The organism is Chitinophaga sp. LS1, from assembly GCF_034274695.1.
Classification (GTDB): Bacteria; Bacteroidota; Bacteroidia; order Chitinophagales; family Chitinophagaceae; genus Chitinophaga.
In genome coordinates this window covers 2,959,439-2,983,644 of record NZ_CP128362.1, presented here as the reverse complement: position 1 = coordinate 2,983,644, position 24,206 = coordinate 2,959,439, and the positions used below count along the sequence as shown (strand labels likewise).

Sequence of the window (24,206 nt, the reverse complement as noted above, 5' to 3'; positions counted from 1 at the left end):
CTTACGGACCGATGAATGAATTTATTTTTAAGGCTTAGAAGCCCAGTTCTCTTTTGCGCAGCTCAGTTTTCAGCTGTGCGATCTGACGCCTGAGAGAGCGGATGCTCATTGGATTCTCAATTGGCGTAATTGCGTGACTGAATGTAATTTTCTTCAGGCGTAATTGCTCTTCGGAGATTTTCTCTTTCAGCTCCTGTTCGCTTAAACCTTTCAGATCCAGCTTTTCGTTTGCCATTGTATTTATTATTTCTGGTTTATCGTTTATAGTTTATCCCGGTTGCTGTAGCAATTATGCTTCAGCGTAATCGCGACGTACTACAAATTTCACTTTAATAGGCAGTTTCTGTGCAGCCAGCTCCATTGCAGCTTTAGCTACTTCCAGAGGTACGCCGTCCGCTTCGAACAACATACGACCTGGCTTAACTACAGCAGCCCAATGGTCAGGAGCACCTTTACCTTTACCCATTCTGACTTCCAAAGGCTTGGCAGTAATGGATTTGTCAGGGAATATACGGATCCACACGTTACCCTCACGTTTCATTGCTCTTGTCAGAGCCACACGAGCAGCTTCGATCTGCCTGTCTGTGATCCACTTAGGTTCTAATGCTTTCAAGCCGAAACTACCAAAGGAGATATCCGCACCACGTTTTGCGTTCCCCTTGATGCGGCCTTTATGCATCTTCCTGTGTTTCGTTCTCTTGGGCTGTAACATCTTAGTATATGTTAAATGTTAATGTTAATTGTTATAAAGATTATCTACGGCCACCACCACGGTTATCGCCACCTCTTCTGTCGCCGCCGCGGTTATCACCACCTCTTCTGTCGCCACCGCCTCTTCTTTCTCCACCACGATGACCATGACCTTCACCACCTGTGCGGCCTTCGCCATCCTTACCGGAAATAGCATTTGGATTCAGATCGCGCTCACCCAGTACTTCACCTTTACAGATCCATACTTTGATACCGATCTTACCATATACTGTTTGTGCAAACAGAGAAGAATAGTCGATATCCATACGGAAGGTGTGCAAAGGTACACGACCTTGCTTCATCTCTTCTGAACGTGCGATTTCAGCACCACCCAGACGACCACCTACTTTAACCTTGATACCTTCAGCACCCATTCTCATTGCAGTAGCAATCGCCATCTTGATAGCACGTTTGTAGTTGATACGGCTTTCAATCTGTTTTGCGATAGTTTCAGCTACGATATTGGCATCTATTTCAGGACGACGGATCTCCAGAATGTTGATCTGTACATCTTCTTTAGAAGTCAGTTTCTTTATTTCTTCCTTGATGCGGTCTACCTCTCCACCACCTTTACCTATGATGATACCAGGCTTGGATGTATGGATGGTGATGATCAATTTACCTAAAGTTCTCTCGATCACTACCCTGGAAATGCCACCTTTGTTGATACGGGCATTCAGGTAAGTTCTGATCTTGTTATCTTCGATCAGTTTGGTAGCATAATCTTTTTTGCCACCATACCAATTAGAGTCCCAACCTCTGATGATACCTAACCTGTTACCAATAGGATTTGTTTTCTGACCCATGTTCTGGTTTATTTGTCTATTAGATAAATAGTTTAGTTTCTTTTATTTAGCCTCAGCCACTTTGCTGTCAACTGCAAGGGTTACGTGATTGCTTCTTTTGCGAACACGGTAACCTCTACCCTGTGGAGCCGGACGCATTCTTTTCAGGATACGACCACCATCAACGAAGATGGTTTTAACAATCAGATTCGCATCTTCAACGCGTACACCTTCGTTCTTCACTTTCCAGTTCGCAACAGCTGACAACAGCAGTTTTTCCAGAGGTACACTAGGGTGCTTAGGATGGAACTTTAATACATTCAGCGCTTTCTCAACTTCCATACCACGGATCAGGTCTGCCAGCAGACGCATTTTGCGGGTAGATGTTGGATTATTATTAAGCTTAGCTACTGCTTCCATTGTAATTATAAATTTGAATGTTTGAGGTCCGAAGTCCCGGGTTCGAGGTATTTCACGCTGCAAACCTCGAGCTTAAAACTTCAAACGAATGACTACATTTTCTTGTTAGCGTGTCCTTTAAAGTTGCGGGTTGGTGCAAATTCTCCCAGTTTATGACCTACCATAAACTCGGTAACGTATACCGGAATGAACTTGTTACCATTGTGTACCGCAAATGTATGGCCCACAAAATCAGGTGTGATGGTAGAACGACGGCTCCACGTCTTGATTACAGTACGCTTGGTGCCTTCATTCATTTTATCTACTTTCTTTCCTAATTTCTGGTCAACGTAAGGACCTTTTCTAATGGAACGACCCATGTCTTTTTATTTTTATTCTACTTTAACCGTTCCGCTTCTGGCTATCCGCCCGAAGCGGAACTGGTAAAAGCTTTATGAATTATAATTTTTTGCCGTTTTTCCTGCTGATGATCAGTTTATCAGAGCTCTTATGCTTACGAGTCTTCAGACCTTTCGCATATTTACCTGTTCTGGATCTAGGGTGACCTCCGGAAGATCTACCTTCACCACCACCCATCGGGTGATCTACAGGGTTCATGGCTACACCACGGTTACGTGGCTTGATACCTCTCCAACGGTTAGCACCCGCTTTACCAATTGATTGCAGTGCGTGGTCAGAGTTAGAAACTGTACCTACAGTAGCAGCACAAGTGATCAACACTTTACGCAGCTCACCAGAAGGCATTTTCATTACGGCATATTTTTCTTCCTTGTTGCTCAGCTGTGCATAAGTACCGGCACTTCTAGCGATTGCACCACCTCTACCAGGCTGCAGTTCGATATTGTGTACAACAGTACCCAGTGGCATGTTTCTCAGCGGCAGGGAGTTACCTACTTCAGGAGCAGCATCAGGACCGCTCACTACTGTAGCACCAACCTGTAAACCCTGAGGAGCCAGGATGTAACGTTTTTCACCATCTGCATAGTTCAGCAGTGCGATGAATGCGCTACGGTTTGGATCGTACTCAATGCTCTTTACAGTAGCAGGAATACTATGTTTGTCACGTTTGAAGTCTATGATACGGTAATGTTGCTTGTGTCCACCACCGATGTAGCGCATAGATCTTCTACCCTGTACGTTTCTACCGCCGGTTTTGGACTTAGCCTCCAGCAGGCTCTTTTCAGGAGTATCCGTGGTCAGCTCAGCGAACGCGTTGCCAATTTTCCAACGGGTACCGGCTGTCATCGGTTTAAATTTCTTCAGTGCCATGATCTAGTAATTGTTTAACTAGTTGCTTTATTTATAAATGTGATCTGCATATACATCCATCATGCCGCGTTGCCGCAGCTATGAGCACTATATGTTAGCATACAGATCTATAGATTCTCCTGCAGCCAGGGTTACAATTGCTTTCTTGTAAGAAGGTTTCTTACCAGCAATGAAACCAGCTTTGGTAAAACGCTGTTTAGCTTTACCAGGCATAACGGCAGTGTTCACTTCTGATACTGCAACGCCATAGAACTCTTCAACTGCTTTCTTGATTTCCAGTTTGTTGGATTTCTTGTCTACGATGAAGTAGTAACGGTTGAATTTATCAGTGGCTTTGTTCACTTTTTCACTTACTACCGGTCTGATTAAAACGTCTGAAAGTTTCATCTTTTATCGCTTTGAGTGGCAGGCTTTCCCGCCAGCTGTGTGATTTAAATTTGACAATTAAGCTTCTACCGGCTCTTCTGTGAAGATTTTGGCAGCACTCTCAGTGATGATCAGGGTATTGCTATTCATGATATCATAAGTATTGATATCGCTCAGCATTACGCTATCTACTGTAGGGATGTTGCGCAGAGACAGGTACACATTATCATTGTATTCAGGCAGTACAACCAAAGTCTTACGGCCATTTACATTCAGGTTCAGTTTCGCCAGGATACCCGCAAACTGTGAAGTTTTAGGAGTAGCCAGGTTCAGATCTTCCAGAACGATGATACTGTTTTCTTTAGCTTTTACAGACAGTGCAGAAATCTTAGCGAGATCTTTTACTTTTCTGTTCAGCTTAATGTCATATTTGTGCGGTTTTGGACCGAAGATGGTACCACCACCTTTATACAGTGGGTTACGGATGTTACCTTTACGGGAACCACCAGTACCTTTTTGCTTGTGCAGTTTACGGGAAGCACCTTTCACCTCAGCACGGGTCTTTACCTTGTGGGTACCCTGACGCTGAGCAGCGAGGTATTGTTTAACAGCCAGGTAGATCACGTGGTTGTTAGGCTCCACTCCGAAAATTTCTTCAGGGAGCTCAATAGTTCTTCCTGTTTTCTTACCTTCTATATTTAAAATATCAAGTTGCATATTACTTCTGGATTAAAACGATTGAACCAATGTGGCCGGGAACGGAACCACTTACCAGGATATAATTTTTCTCAGCGAAAATCTTAACGATCTTAAGACCTTTAACTTTCACCTGCTCATTACCGGTTTGACCAGCCATACGCATACCCTTGAATACGCGGGAAGGATAAGAGGATCCACCCACGGAACCAGGAGCTCTGCTTCTGTCGTGCTGACCGTGTGTAGCTTCGCCCACACCGCTAAATCCATGGCGTTTAACAACACCCTGGAAGCCTTTACCTTTTGAGGTACCGACTACGTCAATTGTTTCTCCTTCTGCAAATATTTCGGTGGTAATGGTTTCACCAAGAGCTTTTTGTATATCCGGGTTGCGGAACTCTTTTACAAATCGTTTGGGGGAGGTACTTGCTTTCGCGAAGTGATTGATTTGTGCTTTGGTAGCGTTCTTTTCTTTTTTCTCGCCAAATGCTACCTGAATAGCGTTGTAACCGTCAGTCTCTTGAGATTTAACCTGAGTTACTACGCATGGACCGGCTTCGATGATGGTCACAGCAGTCTGCTTACCATTCGGTTCGAAGATGCTGGTCATGCCGATCTTTTTGCCAATAATACCTTTCATGTTATTATATATTATACCCAGCGCCTGGGGGTGGATCTAGCTATCCCCAGGATAGGCGGTTTAAATGCTTTATTGGGCGGCCACCCAGAAGGCGTGACCTATATTTTAATTTGTGGCGTTTACACTCTGACAAACGGAGATTACTTTCCCCTGTGAGATTGTATACCTCACTGTCAGCAAAACAGCAGTCATAAGATTAAATCAAACCAGGCAGGCCTTTTGCCCACCTGCTGATGTCCTACGCTTTGATTTCTACTTCCACACCGGAAGGCAGATCTAACTTACTCAAGGCGTCTACAGTCCTGGAAGAAGAGGTGTAGATATCCAGTAAGCGCTTGTGTGTGCACAACTGGAACTGCTCACGAGCTTTCTTGTTAACGTGCGGTGAACGCAGCACCGTAAAAATTTTCTTTTCAGTTGGCAAAGGTATTGGACCTGTTACCACGGCACCAGTGTTACGCACTGTTTTAACGATCTTCTCAGCAGACTTATCTACCAGATTATGATCGTAGGACTTCAGCTTGATTCTAATTCTCTGAGACATATGCAATGAACTTCTACTTTTTTCCCCTTTACAATTTGGGAGGGCAAAGGTAATCAGTATTTTTGTATTCCCCAACAATACCGGGGAAAAATAAATACCTTTTTAGTTAATTGTAGAATGATGGCGGGTTTGAGGCAAATGTTAATTTGTGTAAAAGTATAATTAAGGCAGGAAAATAACATATTAAAGGAAATTGGCACACTGTTGGCTTCGCTGCTTCCAATACCCCCCATAAAAAAAACAAGCCGCCGGGAAACCGGCAGCAAGTCCTGTCTGGGAATGCAATAAGCAATATTTCTAGACCTGTCAGCTTCAGAGAGGTAACTTACCCAACAAACGCTGAATCAGACTAAGAACTAAAGCCAATACCTGGTTCAATAAATCCATAGATGTTTTTGAAGGCTTTTCATAAGGTTATGCCTACTCTGTTACTTGGTTTTCGGCAATCCCAAATGCCCCTCACACAAGGAACATTGGATTAAAATTAGCCGCAGAGAATCAATTTGTAATAGTTCATTTCATTCATTTTCAGCTGCTTGTTCATTTCGTTCAGTGAAGAAAAATGGCCCGTTCATTTTCTTTTAACTAATACTCCTGAATACGCCACTCCCCCCAGCAAATCCAGATTGTTCACCATGAGATAGCTCGTTCATTATAAAAAAAGCCTCCCCGGCTCGCACCAGGAAGGCAATAAGTTGGAAAATGTCTTTTTTGTTGCGTGGCATTTTCCGTGGAATCAGGGGCGTAATAAATTACAAACCACCCAGCAGAGATTGCAACAGCGTTAAAAGTGTTGCTAATAATTGGTTCAGCAGATCCATGGTTATGGTTTTTCACTGGTTACGCCTACTCTAATAATGGTTTTCGGCAATCCCATATTCTAAAATTAGTAAGTAGTAGGAATACTACCATCGTTCATTTCATTCATTTTCAACTAGTTCAGAATATTCCGTTCAGTTATTCCTGTTCAGTATTAATCTCACACATATCCCCACATAAAAAGGTCCCGGTTACTACCAGGACCTTTAAAAGCTTGCCAATGTTTCGGGAATCTACAGGCTACCGAACAGAGTATACAAGAACTTAGTCAATGCTGCTAGAATAGTTGCGTTCATTTTCTTAGTTTTTCAGAGGGTAAAGGCCTACTCTATTGTTTAACTGGTTTTCGGCAATCCCAGCAACGCCCCTGGCGGCGTCTTACTTATATAAAGATAATAGTCACTTTCCTTATTACAACCATTCATTATGTTCATTATCAACCAGTTCATTCAAAGTGTTCAAAACAGAAAAAAGCCGCCCACAGACCAAAATGATCCGTAAGCGGCCCCTCATTATTTTTCTAATGCCTATTTCATATTACGCTTCTCCTCGTTGTAGATCTCCTTCGCCTTCGCTCCAGGCAGGAAAATCTGGAAACCTACACCCAGGTTCAACTGCTGTGCCGTAGTTGAGTTACCACCACCAACAATAATATTGTACTTCAACAGCGTTTCCAACGCCACATTAGGTGTAATGAAGTAAGAAATACCAGGGCCTACACCCAATTCTACCCCATTCGTAGATGCGCCACTCGCAGGATTCGTACCACCAAAACCGGCATTACCCTCTACAAAAAACCTTGCACGCTTGGAAAACTCCAGCTTCTGCACATTCTTGTCTGTCGGATAATAACGCGCCAGGGCACCAATACCATAACTTACATCAGAACCTGCTCCATTACTGGTCGACAGCCCGAAATTCACATATCCACCCACTGCCAGCCCATCACTGATAAACCAGGCTGCTTTAGGGTTCAGATTAAAACTAAACTGGGTACTGGATTTTTGAAAATTCAATCCAATGTCTGTAATGTCAGATCCAATCAAAATGTTTCCTTTCTGGGTCTGCGCAAATGCCGTGGTGCTAAAAAACAATACCGTCATCAGGGCCAGGGTTAATGCTTGGAATTTTTTCATTTTCAGTTTTTTGATTTTATTGATTAATACTTGCCATCGGGACAATGCCCTATCGAACTAGGAAATACATGCAATCTGTAAATGTGTCTTGCTTTGCTAATGGTACCTGAGCCAATAAGATAAGAGGATAAATAAGCAGGGATGGGGACAAATGGGGTATTTCAAATTCAGTGCCAGACATCAACAATATAGTTGCGAATATACTGGAAATGAATCAAATAAGTATAAAGAAAATGAGATTAAATGAAGCTGGTATTGCAATCGATGGCTATTATTAGTCGGTAAGCTGTTCCTGCAGCCACTCAATATGGGGTATAAACTGACCTTTGCGTTGCAGATAACCCAGCACGCTGTCCAATCGCTCCGCCAATCTGGGGCCGGTAGCACGCGAAATGGGGTGTACACTCAATTCCCAACTACGGAAATGCAATGAAATAACAGGTTGACGGCCTAAAAAGAGTTTCGTAATCCACAACGGACGCACAGACTCCGCATAAATCTCATAGCAATCCCCTTCTATGGTCATAGGACGCACCCGCTGACCACCGGAGTGGTATAAGTACCCGGCAGCCCTCAGCGAACTATAATCGGGCTTTATGGATGCCCTCATGCGACAACCGTATAAGCGGTCACCAATGATCTGCTCCAATACTTCTTTATCCAAAGCACCATGTGAAGCAACTTCGTGTTTGAGGGCTAACTGACGCACCACTTCCGGATAGGCCTGCGCCCAGGAGGCGGTAATAAAAAAAGTAGCTCTTACCTGGTACTTGTCCAGTAAGGTGATTGTTTTTCCCAAACCATCCAGTGAAATCTGCTGCCTTTCTTCCAGGCTCATCTCCTGGCCATTATTATTATTGGCTGACAGTTTCAGCTCTTCCAGATCAATACTGATCAAAATTCGGGGGGTGTTCATTTTTGGTTAAAGTCGGCTTTTGTATAGAGACAATTTTGGGTATATACTACCCTATATAGAAAAGATCCAGCATCTTGAGGATAAAACGTTGCAGTGATAGAGATGTTACAATTGGCCCCAAACAAAAGTCCCGTTCCGGATTAACCGGAACGGGACCATATTCAATCAGATACTAATCATGATTTATGCATTCACTTTACCTTTTGCCTTTGCCATTTCTTCTTCAGCAACAGCATTTGGAGCAGGTGAGTAGTGAGAGAACTCCATGATGGAAGTAGCACGACCGGAAGACAGGGAGCGCAGCTGAGTTACATATCCGAACATTTCTTTCAGAGGTACTTTAGCTTTGATTACCTGTACACCGTTTCTCATTTCCATACCTTCCAGCATACCACGACGACGGTTCAGGTCACCTGTTACGTCACCCATGTATTGGTCTGGGGTCTGAACTTCTACTTTCATGATTGGTTCCAGCAGAACTGGTTTTGCTTTACGACCTGCTTCACGGAAAGCTGATCTTGCAGCCAATTCGAAGGATACTGCATCGGAGTCAACCTGGTGGAATGAACCATCATACAGGCGAACTCTCAGGTTATCCAGCGGGTAGCCAGCCAGTACACCCTGGTGCATAGCAGACTCAAAGCCTTTCTGTACCGGAGCAACGAATTCTTTAGGGATGGAACCACCGAAGATATCGTTGATGAACTGGAATTGTTTACCGTCGTTCTCTTTCAGCCATTCCGGATCAGCAGGGCCGATTTCGATCTGGATGTCTGCGAATTTACCGCGACCACCAGTTTGTTTCTTATAAACCTCACGGTGTTCAACCTTCAGCGTGAATGCTTCCTTGAAAGCAACCTGAGGTGCACCCTGGTTAACTTCTACCTTGAACTCGCGACGCATACGGTCAACGATGATTTCCAGGTGAAGCTCACCCATACCGCTCAATACGGTCTGGCCGGTTTCTTCATCAGTTTTAGCTTTCAGGGTAGGATCTTCTTCTACCAGTTTAGCGATAGCCAGACCCATTTTGTCCATATCCGCCTGAGTTTTAGGCTCGATAGCGATGTGGATAACTGGTTCCGGGAAGGTCATAGATTCCAGTACGATAGGATTTTTCTCATCGCACAGGGTATCACCTGTTTTGATATCTTTAAAACCTACAGCAGCACCGATATCACCAGCTTCGATGAAGTCGATTGGGTTCTGCTTGTTGGCGTGCATCTGCATGATACGGCTGATACGCTCATTTTTACCTGTACGGGTGTTCAGTACGTAAGAACCAGCATCCAGGTGACCGGAATAAGCCCGGAAGAACGCCAGACGACCTACGAATGGATCAGTCATGATCTTGAACGCCAGTGCAGAGAATGGTTCTTTTGCATCTGGCTTACGCTCGATCTCGTTACCATTGTCAGGATCAGTACCTTTAACCGCTTCGATATCTACTGGTGAAGGCAGGTAACGACATACGGCATCCAGCATTTTCTGTACACCTTTATTTTTGAATGAAGAACCGCACAGCATTGGGATGATAGCGATATCGATCGTTGCTTTACGGATAGCTTCGTGAATTTCATCTTCAGAGATAGTGTTAGGATCTTCGAAGAATTTCTCCATGAGTTTGTCATCGTATTCAGCAACAGCTTCTACGAGTTTAGCTCTCCATTCTTCAGCTTCATCCTTCATATCAGCAGGAATTTCGATTTCCTGGTAGGTAGCACCTTTACCTTCTTCGTCCCAGATGATACCCTTCATGGTGATCAGGTCAACCACACCTTTGAAAGTATCTTCAGCGCCGATAGGCAGCATCAGTGGAACCGGATTTGCACCCAGCATTTCCTTCACCTGTTTTACCACGTTCAGGAAGTCAGCACCGGCACGGTCCATTTTGTTTACGAAACCTACACGTGGTACACGGTAGCGGTTAGCCTGACGCCAAACGGTTTCAGACTGTGGTTCAACGCCGGATACAGCGCAGAACAGAGCCACCAGACCATCCAGTACACGCAGGGAACGTTCAACCTCAACGGTGAAATCCACGTGACCTGGAGTATCGATGATGTTAAATTTGTATTCTTTTGTATCTGGCTGGAGCTTTCCCTGAGTGGTTGGGAATTTCCAGAAACAGGTAGTAGCAGCAGATGTGATGGTAATACCTCTCTCCTGCTCCTGCGCCATCCAGTCCATGGTGGCGGCACCTTCGTGCACTTCCCCTATCTTATGGGATTTACCTGTGTAGTACAGGATACGCTCTGTGGTAGTGGTTTTACCCGCATCAATGTGCGCCGCAATACCAAAGTTTCTTTGAAATCTTAAGTCTGCCATAATATTAAAATGACTGTATAATAATGCAATTTGGGGGGCAAAGGTAATTCATTTTTGCTAATAAATACAACAGGCAACTTTGCCAAATTGTTATTTCAGCAGCAGAATACTTACGCGACCCTTTAGTTACAAGGTTTAAAAAATTGGTATATATGAGAAAAGGAAAAACATCCCCCAGTATAGCCCAGAGGATGTTTCCCTTATATCTTTATAAACCATCTACCGTAAAACGGCAGTAGATTTAGATCCTGAAGTGAGAGAATGCCTTGTTAGCTTCAGCCATACGGTGAGTATCTTCTTTCTTTTTGAAAGCAGCACCTTCACCTTTTGCAGCAGCTACGATTTCAGCAGCCAGCTTTTCAGCCATGCTCTTACCATTCCTTTCACCTGCGAAACGGATCAACCATTTCATAGACAGGGAGATCTTTCTGTCAGGACGAACCTCAGAAGGGATCTGGAAGGTAGCACCACCGATACGACGGCTTCTAACTTCAACGGCAGGAGTTACGTTTGTGATCGCTTTCTTCCACACTTCGTAACCATTATCGTTAGTGATAGTGCTCACTCTGTCGATCGCATCGTAAAATATCCTAAAGGCAATGCTCTTTTTGCCCTGCTCCATCACGTTATTAACAAACCGGGTAACCTGTTTGTCGTTAAAGCGAGGATCCGGAGCCAAAGGCATCTTTTTCGCGGCTTGCTTTCTCATTTATTTGGAAAATTTCAAATAGTTATTATAAATTATTTCTTAGCCTTTTCCTTTTTGGTACCATACTTGGAACGGCTCTGCTTTCTGTCTTTCACACCAGCAGTATCGAGGGAACCACGAACGATGTGGTAACGAACACCCGGTAAATCTTTTACCCTACCACCACGGATCAGTACGATAGAGTGCTCCTGCAGGTTATGTCCTTCACCAGGGATATAAGCAATCACCTCTACTTTGTTGGTCAAACGCACCTTTGCTACCTTACGCAGTGCAGAGTTTGGCTTCTTAGGGGTGGTTGTGTACACACGGGTACAAACACCACGGCGCTGTGGACAGCTATCTAAAGCCCTGGACTTGGACTTAGCCCGGATAATTTCTCTTCCTTTTCTTACTAATTGTTGTATAGTAGGCATTCTACCTAAGTTTTTTTTTCTGTCGGTTTACAATGACATCCAAATCACCCAGAATGGGAATTTGGGAGGGCAAAGGTAACACGAACCTTGTTAATAACAAAATGTTTTGAACATTTTTTTGAAGGAAATCATGTCATGTATTGATTAATTCCGTGACAATATCCGTCCATTCCATGTCCAGCGTAGATTCTGGCATACTTCGTCCCGCTCTGTTGTACCAATACCGGGCGTTTCCCCGGTCGCCTTCTTTCCTGTGGAGGTAGGCATGCACCTAGGCGGCCGTGTCATTATCCATATGCTCGATAATGTCGTGAGCCTGTTGCCAGTTCCCTTTACCATCCCACCACAAAGCCTTCAAATAAGGTGAAATCTCCCCAGGAGGAGCAGCCTGATCCAACGACGCGATGAAAGATACCATGGTCATAGGGCGCAAATGTACAAAATAGCTTTGTGTTTCCATCGCGCCTTTGGTTAAAATAAAGGCTAACCCGTACATATGCCGTACATAAGCCGTAGATAAGCCGCCTCTATATAGATGCGGCTTATCTACGGCTTATAGGCGGGATATAGGCGGCTTATAGGCGGCTTATCTCCCTGTGAGACCTAAGGATGTCTTATCGGATACGTATTTCGGCCGACATATATAAACAAAGCCGTCTTTGTGCAAAGACGGCTTTATATAAAAGAGAAAGACCATCTACTCGCGCAGATGGCCTTTCAATTCAACACAACTAAGACTATTTTGAGTAAGTTCCTACTTTGTAATTCCAGTGACGGGTATCTTCCGCTTTACCCGTACGGATAGCATCCAGCCTTTGCAGCAACTCATTTCCTACCTCGTATCTGGTAGTATCAAGCCTGATCTGGTGCTCTTTGTAATCCAACTCCTGTACATAGGCCACACTGGCAGCTGTACCGGTGCCAAATACCTCGCGGAGGGTACCCGCTTCATTCGCCGTTACCAACTCTTCGATCGATACCGGCCTCTCCTCTACTGTCAAGCCCATATCTTCCAATACAGACATTACAGCAGCGCGTGTTACCCCAGCCAGAATCGTGCCTTGATTCAAATCCGGCGTTATGGCAGTGTTCCCTATTATGGCAAACACATTCATTGTACCGCATTCCTGTAAGTATTTGAATTCCAATCCATCTACCCACAGTATCTGATCATAACCCTGCTTGCGTGCCTGCATGGTTGGGTACATTACCCCGCCATAGTTACCTGCTGCTTTGGCAGCACCTACACCACCAGGAAAAGCACGAATATATTTGTCCTGTACCAGCAATTTAATCGGTTTATTAAAATACGGACCGGACGGCGAGTTAATAATAACAAATTTATACGTATCTGAAGGCCTTACGCCAATAAATTCATCAGCGGCAATCATAAAAGGACGTAAATACAGGGAACAACCATCATTAGTCGGTACCCAATTTCTGTCCAGATCGATCAAAAGTTCCATCCCGCCTATAAAAAGCCACTCCGGTACTTCAGGCATCCCCATACGCTCTGCAGAACTGTTAAAACGTGCATAATTATCGTATGGACGGAAAATCATCGGATTGCCCTCCTGATCTTTGTAGGCTTTGATGCCTTCAAAAATAGCCTGGCCATAGTGCCATGCAGCATTGGAAGGACTCACTGACAGATGGCCGAAAGGCAGGATCTCTGCATTCTTCCACTCTTTCCCATCAAAATCTGCCACCAACATATGGTCGGCATATTGCTTCCCGAAGATAAGGTTATTGAAGTCTATTTCCCCAATCCTTGAGTTCTTTGTGCGGGTTACCTTAATTTTTTTTAAGGCTTCTTCCCCTACCCTGTTTTCTATTTGTTTATCTACTCCCATCATAATAAAGTGCTGTTAATTTGTTTTGGATGTATGAAAGGAAGGCGAAATCTAAAGTCGGAAATCGCGCATCTGAAAATGAATAGACTTAAATTTGCTCAATTCGTCAAATGCAAATAAAGCAAATTTTTCCCCAAAGGGGGCCTTTACATTCAATTTAAACTATATATGCATGTCTTTTGATCAAGTACAGCTGGACCCATACTTTCTGGCCAGGATCTTTACCCAGCCCATCATACCGGGGGAAAAAGCACCTGTTGCCACCACTCCTGCTGTCATTCCGGACGTGAAATTTTTAGGTGAAAATCAAAAAAATATTGCGCTATTCATACAAAATGAGGGGGGAGCGTACTTAAACGAAGAATTATTCAACCTCCTCACCAATATCTTAAATGCCTGTAAACTGGGTATGCAGGATATAGCATTGATAAATATAGCCCATTACCCTGCCATGGCCTTTACATCCTGGCAATCGGCCGTAAAAATGAAGCAGGCTGTGTTTTTTGGCATCCCTCCTGCTACCATGGGGTTGGAAGATTTCCCTGTTTACCAGATGATCTCCGCCAATGGCTGTCAGTTATTGCATTCAGACGATCTGCAGCTCATCGCACAGGATAAGATGTTGAAAGGAAAGCTGTGGGGAGGCCTCAAACTATTGCTGGGGATATAAATCTGTAACTTACATTCATGAAGCTAGTATTCGCTACCAACAACGAAAATAAAATAAAGGAAATCCGCTCCATGCTGGGCGACACGTTCGAGATCATCACCCTACAGGAAGCCGGTATCGACATCGATATACCGGAACCACACGATACCCTGGAAGAGAATGCCCGGGAAAAATCGGTGACCATCCACAATATGACTCACCAGCACTGCTTCTCTGAAGATACAGGGCTGGAAGTATTTGCATTGAACGGCGCCCCCGGTGTACTCTCCGCCCGCTATGCCGGCGAGCAGAAATCTGCCGAAGACAATATTGAGAAGATGCTGCACGAAATGAAAGGCCAAACCGATCGCCGTGCCCATTTCAGAACCGTCATCTCCCTTATTCTCGACGATAAAGAATACCAGTTCGAAGGTATCTGCCCCGGCACGATCCTCACCGAACGCAGAGGTGGCAAAGGCTTTGGCTACGATCCTGTCTTCGTTCCTGATGGTTCTGCGCTCGCATTTGCCGAAATGGACATGGCCGGCAAAAATGTTTTTAGCCACAGAGCCAAAGCATTCCAGAAACTGATTGCCTTCCTCAAGGCTCACTGATAACATACATAAATGGCCAGAGTAAAAATTGAGCTTCCCGAACAAATGGATTTTCACACCCAACTCCCTGTAAGGATTGGGGATATCAACTATGGCGGTCACGTAGGTAACGATGCCATTCTCTCTATCATTCACGAAGCACGTCTCCGCTTCCTTGCCAATTTCGGGTATGGTGAACTGGACAAAGATGGTCAGGCAGGCCTTATCATGGCCGATGCCGCCCTCGTATACAAAGGTGAAGGCTTCCACGGCGATATCTTTGACATCGCTGTAGGGGCCGACGATTTCACCCCTTTTGGGTTTGATCTTTACTACCGTATTACAACTGTCCGCGGGGATAAAACCATCCTGATCGCAGAAGCCAAATCCGGTATGATTTACTTTGATTACAAAACCAGAAAAGTAGCCCGCCTGCCCGAAGAGTGGAAACAAACTCTTTCACCTGTTAAATAAATATCGCGCATGGACTTTGAGCAATTGAAGAGCATTATCACCACCCGTCGGAATATCAAGCCGTTTTCTATGAATGGCAAACACATTCCGGACGAACAAATTCAGGCTCTCCTTGAACTGGCTGACTGGGCCCCTACTCATGGTTATACTGAACCATGGTACTTTCCGGTATTTAGCGGCGATGCCGTAAAACGCTTTTGTACAGCTCACGCTGAGCTATACAAAGCCAATACCGCCCCTGATAAATTTATCCTGGGCAACTACGAAAAACTGAAAACACAGGGCGACCTGGCCTCCCACGTAATCGTACTTTGTATGAAGAGAGGCAACAAACCAGGTATTCCTGAAATTGAAGAGATTGCTGCCGTATCCTGTGCAGTCCAGAACCTGTGGCTGGGAGCTACCGCCCTGGGACTGGCTGGCTACTGGGGTTCCGGTGGTATGACCTTCTCTCCCGCCATGAAAGATTATCTTTCTCTGGGCGAGGAAGACAAGGTAATCGGCATCTTTTACCTCGGTTATTCCGATGAACCCCTACCTGAAGGCAGGCGCTTAAAGCCAATGTCTGAAAAAGTGAAGTGGGAAAAATAAAAATCCGGTATTTTTATTGATATGGCTTTGGGTGCTCACAACTTACTCAAAGCCATATTCTTTTTAATCTGCTAATACATGAAGGTCAGATTAACCTTACTCCTGCTATTCTTGTGTCATGTAGTATTGCTGCACGCACAAACCCCTGCGTCCAAGCCCCTGGACAGCGCGACCCTGAGCAAAATCATTTCACAACAGGTGAAAGACAGCTCTTCGGGGAAACCTAAACTACACCTTTCTGATACCTCGGTGGCGGTGCTGATCACCCGACTGGAAAGTTATACCCTCATGCTCAATGAGGTAATGAGTATACTAAAACGAGGGATGGATACTTCTGAGATCAGTGAACGACTCCCACTGATCGATTCTTCTCTGAATGTAGTGAAGCGGGATATTACCGCCCTTGGAAGTACCCCGAATGTAATGGACCTGTATACCAACAGGGTCTTACTCGTACAATTGGAATGGCGGCTGGATAACTGGCAAAGCCAGTTATTCAAATATTATGATAAATTAGTAAACATCACGGATACCCTACAGCAATTGCGAAAGGATACCACCATGAGAGATATACCTGCGGAAGATGAACTGCGGGATATTTATGTGGGGCAAATGGCCACACTGATCACCAAGTGGAGACAGGTGGACAGTGCGAACAAGCGCAATTTATTGTTCCTTGGATTATTACAGAATAAGGTGGCAAAGCGGTACCTGGAATCCACCAACCTGTTAGAGGATATGGATTTCCAGTTGTCGAAGTATAGTGTGCGGATGTTCGATAAAGATTTCAGTTATCTGTGGGAACCGCCGCGGCCAGGTAAAAAGGGGCCTACTTTCCCACACGTATTACAGCGATCAGTGGCGAAAAATATGCATGTATTGCAGATCTTTTTTGCTATCAGAAGACCGATGATCTTATTCTGGTTGCTGGCGGCAGTAGGGTTTGCATGGTGGGTAATGTCGAACATAAGACGGATCAGAAGAGATCATACCGGTCCGGAAGCGGAGACCATCCTGCAACAGATCAGGTATGTGATTGTACATCCGATAGCGGGCACATTGTTATTGATGGCCACCTTGTCGGCCATGCTGAATATTCAGTACCCGATATTGTTTTCGGAGATTACATGGGGTATAGCGGTGATTTGCGCTTCTGTTATTATTAAAAAGTATCTGCCAGGACATTTGTTCAGAAGATGGTTCCTGCTCGTATGCCTGTTAGCGTTATACTGTGTGAATAACCTGTTGATACAGGTCACATTTACAGAGCAGTGGGGCGTCTTTACAGGTGGCATACTCGGTGTGATCTTAGGTTACTACCTGTTGCACAGCATTGAGCAAACCAAGCTGCCATTACCGAAATATGCAAAACATGCGGTGTGGATCTTTATGATGATGAGTGGATTGTCATTGTTCCTGGTGATCATAGCGCGGGTCACTGCGGCAAAGATCTTTGGTGCGGCGGGCGTGGTAAGTATTACCATTTCACTGGCGATTGTGTTGACGGTGGAGATACTGATGGAGGCCATTTACCTGCATGTGGAGGCGAATAAACATTCAAGTACGTTTGTGTCTTTCCTCGATTATCAGCATATCAAGGCAAGGTTGAAATCGATCCTGTATGTAATAGCAACAGTGGGATACCTGACGCTGATAGCCAGGAACCTGTACATATATGACGCCTTGTATGAACTGGTAGCAGATATACTGGTGGCAGAACGAAAGATAGGCAGTTTTGCTTTTTCTTTTGGAGGGGTGATTGTGTTCCTGTTGATTATTTGGGTGTCTTCGGTGGTGAGTCAGTTATTAACTTTCTTATTGGGATATACCGGCAATAATGTACCGACCCGCAAAGGCTGGGGATCTTACATGTTGTTACTACGACTGGCAGTTTTAGGAGCTGGCGTATTACTGGCGTTTGCAGCTTCGGGGATACCATTGGATAAGCTGGCAATTGTCGTGGGGGCATTGGGTGTAGGTATTGGTTTTGGATTACAGAATATTGTGAATAACCTCGTGTCGGGGATTATACTGGCTTTTGAAAAACCAATTGAGGTGGGTGATACCATTGAATTAGGAACCCGTACGGGTGTGGTAAAGGAGATTGGTATCCGGTCCAGCAGGATTTCGGCTGGTGATGGATCGGAGGTGATTGTGCCGAATGGAGAACTGATTGCGCAACAGCTGGTGAACTGGACATTGAGTAACCGTTCACGGAGAGTAGACATCAGTGTAGGTGTGACGTATGGTGCGGATATTAATAAGGTGATATTGGTGATGAAACAATGCTTGCAACAGCATGAAGGGGTCATGGCGGCGCCGGAGCCCACAGTGTTACTAAGTAACTTCAGAGATGGGGGGATGGATTTTCAGGCATTCTTCTGGATCAATGATCTGGGTCAGGCAGGGAGCATGAAAAGTGCGGTGCTGACGTCAATATATGCTTCCCTGCAGGAAGCGGGTATTACGATTGCACATCCTACACCACAGCAGGTGCAGATAAATATGGATCCCATGTTCTGGCAACAACAGCACCCTAATCCACCAACACCATAGTTTCTGAAAGCGTATTCACGCTTTCAGAAACAAAATGATGAAAACCTGCCACGGGAAAATCGGGTAATATCCATTAAATGTCTTCACTATAACGCAAGGTAGCATCTGGCACACTGTATGATGTATCAGTATATAAAGCTAAGATTATGAAAAACTTACAACTTGCGTTACTGGGTTTTGCCATCATGCTGTTAAGCAGCTGCGAAGTAGTAGGCGGTATTTTTAAAGCCGGTGTATGGACAGGGATCATTGCTGTAGCAGTTGTGGTGTTCCTGATCATATTTCTGATATCCCGTGGACGGAAGTAACAGAGCCACTGATATATCCGTTGGCATAAAACTCCTGCTTGATGCGGGACCATATCCACGCACGGCCCTTGCCTGATTTAAGCAGCCATTCATGTTTCATTGCGGAGATCTTATCCTCAAAGTTTTGCAGATAGATGACCTCCCATGGCCTGTACTGCAGGGTACCTTTCTGGCGCCCATGCACATTGTGAAAGTGAAATCTTTTAACAAGATCAGTCGTGTGTCCGGTATAGATTTTCTGGTACCTCCGGGAAAAAAGGATATAAACGGTATACATATTAATGGTTAAGCCATGAAACACAAAAGGTTACCCTGTGTCGGAGGTAACCTTTTGTATTCCTGTATTTCATAGAGAAGCAAAGATACTTATTTTATCCGGGCAAGGCGGGCATAAATTTCCATCATGCCCGTTTGTCCTAATAAATCTTTGTCCTTCTTATGGCCGACCAATCCTCTTTCATCACTTTCGGTAGTCCATACTTTGTCGGCATCTTCCTGCATTGCATTGATATACTGTCGGTTACCATCCACAGCATACAATGCTTCGTACCCTCTGAGCAGGACAGCATTGAACCAATAGGAATATGGAAACCTGCCCTGGCGGAAAAAGTGAGTATAACTGCCGGCTGCTATGTGTTGTGCAGCTTCCAGGTAATGCTTATCCTTTGTAATATGATATAGTTTGACATTGGCTTCCAGCATCGTACCCGCATTGTAGGTGTAAGCAGCGGAGTCGATTTTCAACGATGGCACATGGATCATGTCGTAATAAAAGCCTTCGGGCGCCTGCAGGTATTTGTTGACCCAATTGTACAACAGCAGCGCTGTATCGAGATAGCTTTTCTGGTGGGTAGCCTGATATAACTGTAAGGCTACCAATACGCCCGGGCCATTGGAGCAGGTGTTTTTACCACCTTTATCTCCCTCTTTCCAGTATAAACCACCGCCGGAAATGGTATCAAAGCCCGTCATCATAAATTTATAAATTTCCGTGGCTTTTTCAAGATACCATTTCTTCTTTGTGCGCTTATACGCATCCAGGTAGGCGATGGCAATCCACTGATTGTCGTCATAAAACCTGTCTCCGCCCTTTTCTTTCACGACATAGGAGTCATAACCCGGTGCGGGCGCTTTTTTGTCGTAATAGGCATTAATGGCTGCAATAACGGTGGGCATGTAGTTTTTGCCCGGGTGAATGGCTTCCATTTCGTTGGCTGCCTGGATCAAACCACACAAAGGCCAGAGATAGGAATGCGGGTTTTCTCTCTTTTCCTTGTCAGTGGTTTCGTAATAGAGTTTGTTTTGCGCGTCATACAGATTCCTGGTGACTGCTGACCAGAGTGTGTCTGCGTGAGTTTTGTTGGCAGATGACTGCGCGAAAATGCTGCTATGAAGGCATAGCAGCATCATGAGACCTGAGTATTTAAGCATGCTTGTGGATTTTTATATCTCCGGCCGAAGCCGGAGATATAAAATTAGTCAATCAATTCCAGTTCTTTTAGTCTGGCGACAGCTTCTATCAACATAGATCCGCTGAGCTGGGTAGTCAGATCTGTAGTAGTTGCTGTACTTGTCCAGCTGGTATTAAAGATCACCTGTGGACGGGTAGTACCCTGCAACCACATAGTTTGTGCATTCAGCAATAAGGAATTCGCAAATTTCGCCTGGTCGGTGCTGGAAATACTACCATCTGTAATGAGCAGCATTAAGTAACGAACCAATATACCTTTGAACAGACCACCATCGCCCCCACCTTCGTCTTTGAAGATGTTGTTGGTGGTGAACTCACTACCCAGGGAATTATTCGCCGTTCTCAAGGCATCAGAGAGGTAAGTATTATCTCCTGTAAGTTTGTACAACTCTACTGCTGCACCTATGAACACACCCTGGTTGTAGGTAAACTTCCAGGCCTTGTTCGTACCACTGGCATCCAGCCCATCCCATACCAGCCCTGTAGTTGGGTCTACGAGATTATCCTTTTGCCACTGATAGATCTTCTTGGCCCATGCCAGGTCATCGCCTTTATGATCCAGCTGGTAAAAGCGGGAGGCGATGATACTGGCGGGCGCATTGGCGGGCGTATTCTTATTTTGACGGTCCTTGTTCCAATAAATACCACCACCAAAGGTTTCATCCCATCCACCTTTGATGTCTTCCCACAGGGTAGTAGCGGCAGTTTTGTATCGCGCATCACTGGTGGCTTCGTATGCACGCAGGCAAGCCAGCGTCATCCATTCCATATCATCATAGAAGTGATTGATGATGGTATTGCCATTCTTCACCTGTGCACCATCCAGCAATTTATCCATACGTGCTTTGATGGCCACATCACCTGTACGCAGGTATGCATCTACCAGTAGATCCAATGCATGCGCATTGGGCCAGTAGTTGAAAGTCTGATCACTGCTATTGTTCTTGTTAAAGTAATTGCCACTCTGATTGTACCAGCCGCTGATCAGTGAATTCTCTGTAGAATCAGCAATAGCAGGCCAGTTATATACATAGCTCACAGCGCCTACGCCAGGCCCGGGACCATCGTCCACAGGCTCTTTCAGGCAGGAAGTAAATCCTGTAATGAGTAAGGTGCCAACAATTATCAATTTGCGCATAATTCAATAATTTATTTAATGATCACTTCATGCGTATACGTCTTGTCAGGAGAGAAGTATACATTCACATCACAGTTTTTAGTATCTACATCACCGTTGAATTTGAAACAGTAGTTGTACTGATCGCTGTTGCTGATCAGGTGCAGTTCCCAGAAAGACAGTGGTGTGGCAGAAGTAGGACGGTTGTTGTCTGCATTGGAAGAACCCCACCATTCGTAACCTGTCGTACCATCAGCTGCAGTGACACTCAGGCGGAATTTATAACGTTCATCACGCCCCCATGATTCCTGGTGGAAGGTGATCGGCTGGTTTTTGAAAGACCATACACCATTGCTGGTATAATCCAGGTTGTACATGATTTTGTTTTCAGGTGCGAACCATAGACCTATCGCGGTAATTTCAGTTACAGTAGCTGCAGCATTGTTGAAATCCAGTTGCAGACGGTATATTTTTGTGCCAACTGCCTGCGTACTTTCGCCATCTTGTTTTACAGCTCCCCCATCAATATAGAAGGTAGTCGGCGTACCATTATTTCTGTCTGTGAAATGGTAAGTACCATTTTTCAGAGAAGTATAGATTTCAAATACACCCGCAGAAGTAGATTTCATTTTCAGCGCAGCAGCCAGGTTATCACCAGCTTCAGTAGCAGCACCTGTCAGGAATACATCAACAGGAATTTCTGCAAAACCATTTGGTCTTTCTACTTCGATAGTACGGGTTTCAGCAGCTTTCTGAATATTGTATCCTTTTGATGAGTTGACAGTCCATTTCAATTTGCCTACTGCAAGAGAAGCGATACCCGCTTTGGCAGCGATGGTATTCAGATCTTTGTGAGACAGTGTCAGTTTGTTATTCACACCACCACCATCAGATGCAATGGTAGCAAGTGGTGCAGAGAAGTCGCCGTCTTCCTTGTCGAACACTACTTCGTACAATACCAGTGAACCATCTTCGGCACGTGCCTGCTCCCATTCGAATGATACGGAAGCGCTGGTAGTAGGTTGCAGTTTGATATACTTATCATCTACCGGTGCACTCAGCGCTGGTACCGGCTTCATGTTCGTATTGAGTTTGTAATCGTCCTTTTTACAGCTGACAGCCAGCAGGGACATGATAGCTAATATATGCAGGAAGTATGTTTTCATGTGTTGCAGCAATTTTTAAATAAGTGGAAATTCTACCAACCCTGGTTTTGTCCGAGGTGGCTGTTTTGGTCGCGTTCGAATGTAGGCACCGGCCAGAGGTAATGTTTTGGATTGTTGAAAAGCCTGTTTTCTACAATGATATATCCATTTGCATCTTTGTTAAAAGCACCTCCGGTTACCTTGATCCCTCTTACTGGTCTGGCCAGTACCTGGTCAGCTATTTTCCAGCGACGGATATCGAATGGACGAATACCTTCGAATACCAGTTCTGCACGTCTTTCACGGCGTACGATGGTTCTGAGCTGGTCGGTAGTGGCTGAAGAATATTCAGTAGCACCTGCATCATTGAAACCAGCACGTACACGCAATGCACGAACAGTGGTATTCCATACGTTCGCATCCAGTTGTCCCAGTTCATTTTTTGCTTCTGCATACATCAGCAATACTTCTGCATAGCGAATCATAATCAGATTCAGGCTGGAGTTGTAATTGCTGGCGGTTGGATCGTAATATTTGTAGAAGTAATAACCGGTGGGAGAAGCTCCCTGATCATCCACACTATTGGTAGCGGGATTAGAACCTGGCTGTGTGAGAATCGTTTGTACCGCACCGTTAAAGTCAGTGATGGTAGAACCATCGTGCAGGATGGTGGCTTCAAAACGAGGATCCCTGTTGGTGTAAGGATTACTTTCATTGTAACCGGAACCTGATTCAGCGATACCTTTACCATTCAGCATTACATAATCATCTACGAGGTCCTGTGTAGGCACCAGCACACTCCTCAGCAAGGCAACTGTCTGTGGAAGGAAGTTGCGTTGTGTAGCATAGGTACGACCACCCCCATATTGCAGGTCGAGGATCACTTCGCTGTTATATTCATTGTTGATGCTGAATACATTTTTATAGCTGGATTGCAGACTATAAGTTCCGTTATCAGTTTTGCCAATGAGTTGTTCACAATCATCTACCACAGCCTGCCACTCTCCCTTGTACAAATGTACCCGTGCACTGAAAGCGATCGCAGCACCACGGGTGATGCGGCCTCTGTCCTGTTCAGCATAAGCAGTGTTTACCGGCAGGTCTGCACGGATGGCAGCCAGCTCTGACTGTACAAAATTGAGGATGTCTGCCTTTGGTGTGCGGGTGATGGATTTAGCTTCGTCGATGGTAATGAGGTTGGTATAGAATGGAACATCCCCATACCAGTCTGCCAGCTGAAAGTAAGAGTAGGCACGAATAAAACGGGCTTCGGCCAGGATCCTTTTTTTCAGGGTAGAATCCATGTTTGGCACCTTGTCGATATTCGTTGTTACGGTGTTACACTTGCGGATACAGGTATAGCGGTATGACCATTCATTCGTTACTCTTGCATTGGATGGATCGTAGGCCCCATCAGCAATAGCGGTCACGTTGTCAAAACCGGTACCGTTTACATAAGCATTGTCGCTCAGTGCTTCGTTGCCGAAAAAGTAGCCGTCGTTCGACATATTTTCGTAACAACTGTTTACGGCTGCGATTGCATCATCAGCATCCCGCCAGTAGGCTTCCTCTGTATATTCGCGTGTGATAGGCTGATCCAGCTTACGGCAGGAATACAGCGTAGTCGCACTTATGAGTATTATCAGTAGTCTCTTCAT

General features: G+C 45.0%; 28 protein-coding genes. 6 read left to right on the top strand and 22 right to left on the bottom strand.

The features are described from left to right. Nucleotides 1-34: 34 nt before the first annotated feature. The 17 genes from rpmC to QQL36_RS12320 all read right to left on the bottom strand — a co-directional run bounded on the left by rpmC (nt 35) and on the right by QQL36_RS12320 (nt 13,647). Complete coding sequence (gene rpmC, locus QQL36_RS12400) at nt 35-235, bottom strand: 50S ribosomal protein L29 (protein ID WP_072360597.1); 201 nt, start codon at nt 233-235, stop codon at nt 35-37. A gap of 54 nt (nt 236-289) precedes the next feature. Next, nucleotides 290-712, bottom strand: a complete 423-nt coding sequence (gene rplP, locus QQL36_RS12395; RefSeq protein ID WP_083721025.1) for a 50S ribosomal protein L16 — start codon at nt 710-712, stop codon at nt 290-292. A 40-nt stretch (nt 713-752) separates the two neighbouring features. Beyond that, nucleotides 753-1,556 (bottom strand): 30S ribosomal protein S3, encoded by an 804-nt coding sequence (rpsC, locus tag QQL36_RS12390; protein ID WP_083721027.1) that lies wholly within the window; start codon nt 1,554-1,556, stop codon nt 753-755. A gap of 42 nt (nt 1,557-1,598) precedes the next feature. Continuing rightward, nucleotides 1,599-1,955 (bottom strand): 50S ribosomal protein L22, encoded by a 357-nt coding sequence (gene rplV / locus QQL36_RS12385; protein WP_083721029.1) that lies wholly within the window; start codon nt 1,953-1,955, stop codon nt 1,599-1,601. Nucleotides 1,956-2,047: 92 nt separating this feature from the next. Next, on the bottom strand, nt 2,048-2,314 hold the full coding sequence (rpsS, locus tag QQL36_RS12380; protein WP_072360589.1) for a 30S ribosomal protein S19: 267 nt from the start codon (nt 2,312-2,314) through the stop codon (nt 2,048-2,050). Between the two features lie 79 nt (nt 2,315-2,393). Then, nucleotides 2,394-3,224, bottom strand: coding sequence for a 50S ribosomal protein L2 (rplB, locus tag QQL36_RS12375; protein WP_083721031.1), 831 nt, complete (start codon nt 3,222-3,224; stop codon nt 2,394-2,396). An 87-nt stretch (nt 3,225-3,311) separates the two neighbouring features. Next, a complete protein-coding gene (gene rplW / locus QQL36_RS12370; RefSeq protein ID WP_083721033.1) occupies nt 3,312-3,611 on the bottom strand; it encodes a 50S ribosomal protein L23 in 300 nt (99 codons plus the stop codon). A gap of 57 nt (nt 3,612-3,668) precedes the next feature. Beyond that, entirely contained in the window at nt 3,669-4,307 is a 639-nt protein-coding gene (gene rplD, locus QQL36_RS12365) for a 50S ribosomal protein L4 (protein ID WP_083721035.1), read from the bottom strand. A 1-nt stretch (nt 4,308) separates the two neighbouring features. Then, nucleotides 4,309-4,926 carry a 50S ribosomal protein L3 gene (rplC, locus tag QQL36_RS12360; protein WP_083721037.1) on the bottom strand — a complete coding sequence of 206 codons (618 nt, stop codon included), beginning with the start codon at nt 4,924-4,926 and terminating at the stop codon, nt 4,309-4,311. A gap of 238 nt (nt 4,927-5,164) precedes the next feature. Continuing rightward, complete coding sequence (gene rpsJ, locus QQL36_RS12355; RefSeq protein ID WP_012789286.1) at nt 5,165-5,470, bottom strand: 30S ribosomal protein S10; 306 nt, start codon at nt 5,468-5,470, stop codon at nt 5,165-5,167. Between the two features lie 1,346 nt (nt 5,471-6,816). Next, on the bottom strand, nt 6,817-7,425 hold the full coding sequence (locus QQL36_RS12350; RefSeq protein WP_083721264.1) for an outer membrane beta-barrel protein: 609 nt from the start codon (nt 7,423-7,425) through the stop codon (nt 6,817-6,819). A 274-nt stretch (nt 7,426-7,699) separates the two neighbouring features. Continuing rightward, entirely contained in the window at nt 7,700-8,341 is a 642-nt protein-coding gene (locus tag QQL36_RS12345) for a polysaccharide deacetylase family protein (RefSeq protein ID WP_321569880.1), read from the bottom strand. 183 nt (nt 8,342-8,524) lie between these two features. Further along, entirely contained in the window at nt 8,525-10,669 is a 2,145-nt protein-coding gene (gene fusA / locus QQL36_RS12340) for an elongation factor G (RefSeq protein WP_083721041.1), read from the bottom strand. Between the two features lie 241 nt (nt 10,670-10,910). Continuing rightward, nucleotides 10,911-11,378, bottom strand: coding sequence for a 30S ribosomal protein S7 (rpsG, locus tag QQL36_RS12335; RefSeq protein WP_320580615.1), 468 nt, complete (start codon nt 11,376-11,378; stop codon nt 10,911-10,913). A gap of 32 nt (nt 11,379-11,410) precedes the next feature. After that, the gene (rpsL, locus tag QQL36_RS12330) at nt 11,411-11,791 is read right to left on the bottom strand and encodes a 30S ribosomal protein S12 (RefSeq protein ID WP_012789278.1); all 381 of its coding nucleotides are present in this window, start codon (nt 11,789-11,791) and stop codon (nt 11,411-11,413) included. A 271-nt stretch (nt 11,792-12,062) separates the two neighbouring features. Further along, a complete protein-coding gene (locus QQL36_RS12325) occupies nt 12,063-12,251 on the bottom strand; it encodes a hypothetical protein (RefSeq protein WP_321569879.1) in 189 nt (62 codons plus the stop codon). A 277-nt stretch (nt 12,252-12,528) separates the two neighbouring features. Then, the gene (locus QQL36_RS12320; protein WP_235643451.1) at nt 12,529-13,647 is read right to left on the bottom strand and encodes a branched-chain amino acid aminotransferase; all 1,119 of its coding nucleotides are present in this window, start codon (nt 13,645-13,647) and stop codon (nt 12,529-12,531) included. 169 nt (nt 13,648-13,816) lie between these two features. On the opposite strand from QQL36_RS12320, the gene QQL36_RS12315 reads away from it, so the two are divergent. The 6 genes from QQL36_RS12315 (at nt 13,817) to QQL36_RS12290 (ending at nt 18,815) form a co-directional block, all read left to right on the top strand. Beyond that, the gene (locus QQL36_RS12315) at nt 13,817-14,314 is read left to right on the top strand and encodes a hypothetical protein (RefSeq protein ID WP_083721047.1); all 498 of its coding nucleotides are present in this window, start codon (nt 13,817-13,819) and stop codon (nt 14,312-14,314) included. 17 nt (nt 14,315-14,331) lie between these two features. Further along, nucleotides 14,332-14,907: an RdgB/HAM1 family non-canonical purine NTP pyrophosphatase gene (gene rdgB, locus QQL36_RS12310; protein WP_083721049.1), complete on the top strand. Its 576-nt coding sequence runs from the start codon at nt 14,332-14,334 to the stop codon at nt 14,905-14,907. A gap of 12 nt (nt 14,908-14,919) precedes the next feature. Continuing rightward, nucleotides 14,920-15,360, top strand: a complete 441-nt coding sequence (locus QQL36_RS12305; protein ID WP_083721051.1) for a thioesterase family protein — start codon at nt 14,920-14,922, stop codon at nt 15,358-15,360. Nucleotides 15,361-15,369: 9 nt separating this feature from the next. Beyond that, entirely contained in the window at nt 15,370-15,951 is a 582-nt protein-coding gene (locus QQL36_RS12300) for a nitroreductase (protein WP_083721053.1), read from the top strand. Nucleotides 15,952-16,029: 78 nt separating this feature from the next. After that, nucleotides 16,030-18,507 carry a mechanosensitive ion channel family protein gene (locus tag QQL36_RS12295; RefSeq protein ID WP_321569878.1) on the top strand — a complete coding sequence of 826 codons (2,478 nt, stop codon included), beginning with the start codon at nt 16,030-16,032 and terminating at the stop codon, nt 18,505-18,507. A gap of 146 nt (nt 18,508-18,653) precedes the next feature. Then, complete coding sequence (locus QQL36_RS12290) at nt 18,654-18,815, top strand: phosphatidate cytidylyltransferase (RefSeq protein WP_083721056.1); 162 nt, start codon at nt 18,654-18,656, stop codon at nt 18,813-18,815. Here QQL36_RS12290 and QQL36_RS35645 read toward each other — a convergent pair. From QQL36_RS35645 to QQL36_RS12265, 5 genes are all read right to left on the bottom strand, one after another. Beyond that, on the bottom strand, nt 18,784-19,092 hold the full coding sequence (locus tag QQL36_RS35645; RefSeq protein WP_083721058.1) for a GIY-YIG nuclease family protein: 309 nt from the start codon (nt 19,090-19,092) through the stop codon (nt 18,784-18,786). The genes QQL36_RS12290 and QQL36_RS35645 overlap by 32 nt on opposite strands. Nucleotides 19,093-19,181: 89 nt before the next feature. Then, the gene (locus QQL36_RS12280) at nt 19,182-20,246 is read right to left on the bottom strand and encodes a glycoside hydrolase family 76 protein (protein WP_321569876.1); all 1,065 of its coding nucleotides are present in this window, start codon (nt 20,244-20,246) and stop codon (nt 19,182-19,184) included. Nucleotides 20,247-20,290: 44 nt separating this feature from the next. Further along, nucleotides 20,291-21,424 (bottom strand): glycoside hydrolase family 76 protein, encoded by a 1,134-nt coding sequence (locus tag QQL36_RS12275; RefSeq protein ID WP_321569875.1) that lies wholly within the window; start codon nt 21,422-21,424, stop codon nt 20,291-20,293. Between the two features lie 11 nt (nt 21,425-21,435). Then, nucleotides 21,436-22,569 (bottom strand): SusE domain-containing protein, encoded by a 1,134-nt coding sequence (locus tag QQL36_RS12270; protein ID WP_321569874.1) that lies wholly within the window; start codon nt 22,567-22,569, stop codon nt 21,436-21,438. A gap of 32 nt (nt 22,570-22,601) precedes the next feature. Further along, nucleotides 22,602-24,206 carry a RagB/SusD family nutrient uptake outer membrane protein gene (locus tag QQL36_RS12265; RefSeq protein WP_321569873.1) on the bottom strand — a complete coding sequence of 535 codons (1,605 nt, stop codon included), beginning with the start codon at nt 24,204-24,206 and terminating at the stop codon, nt 22,602-22,604.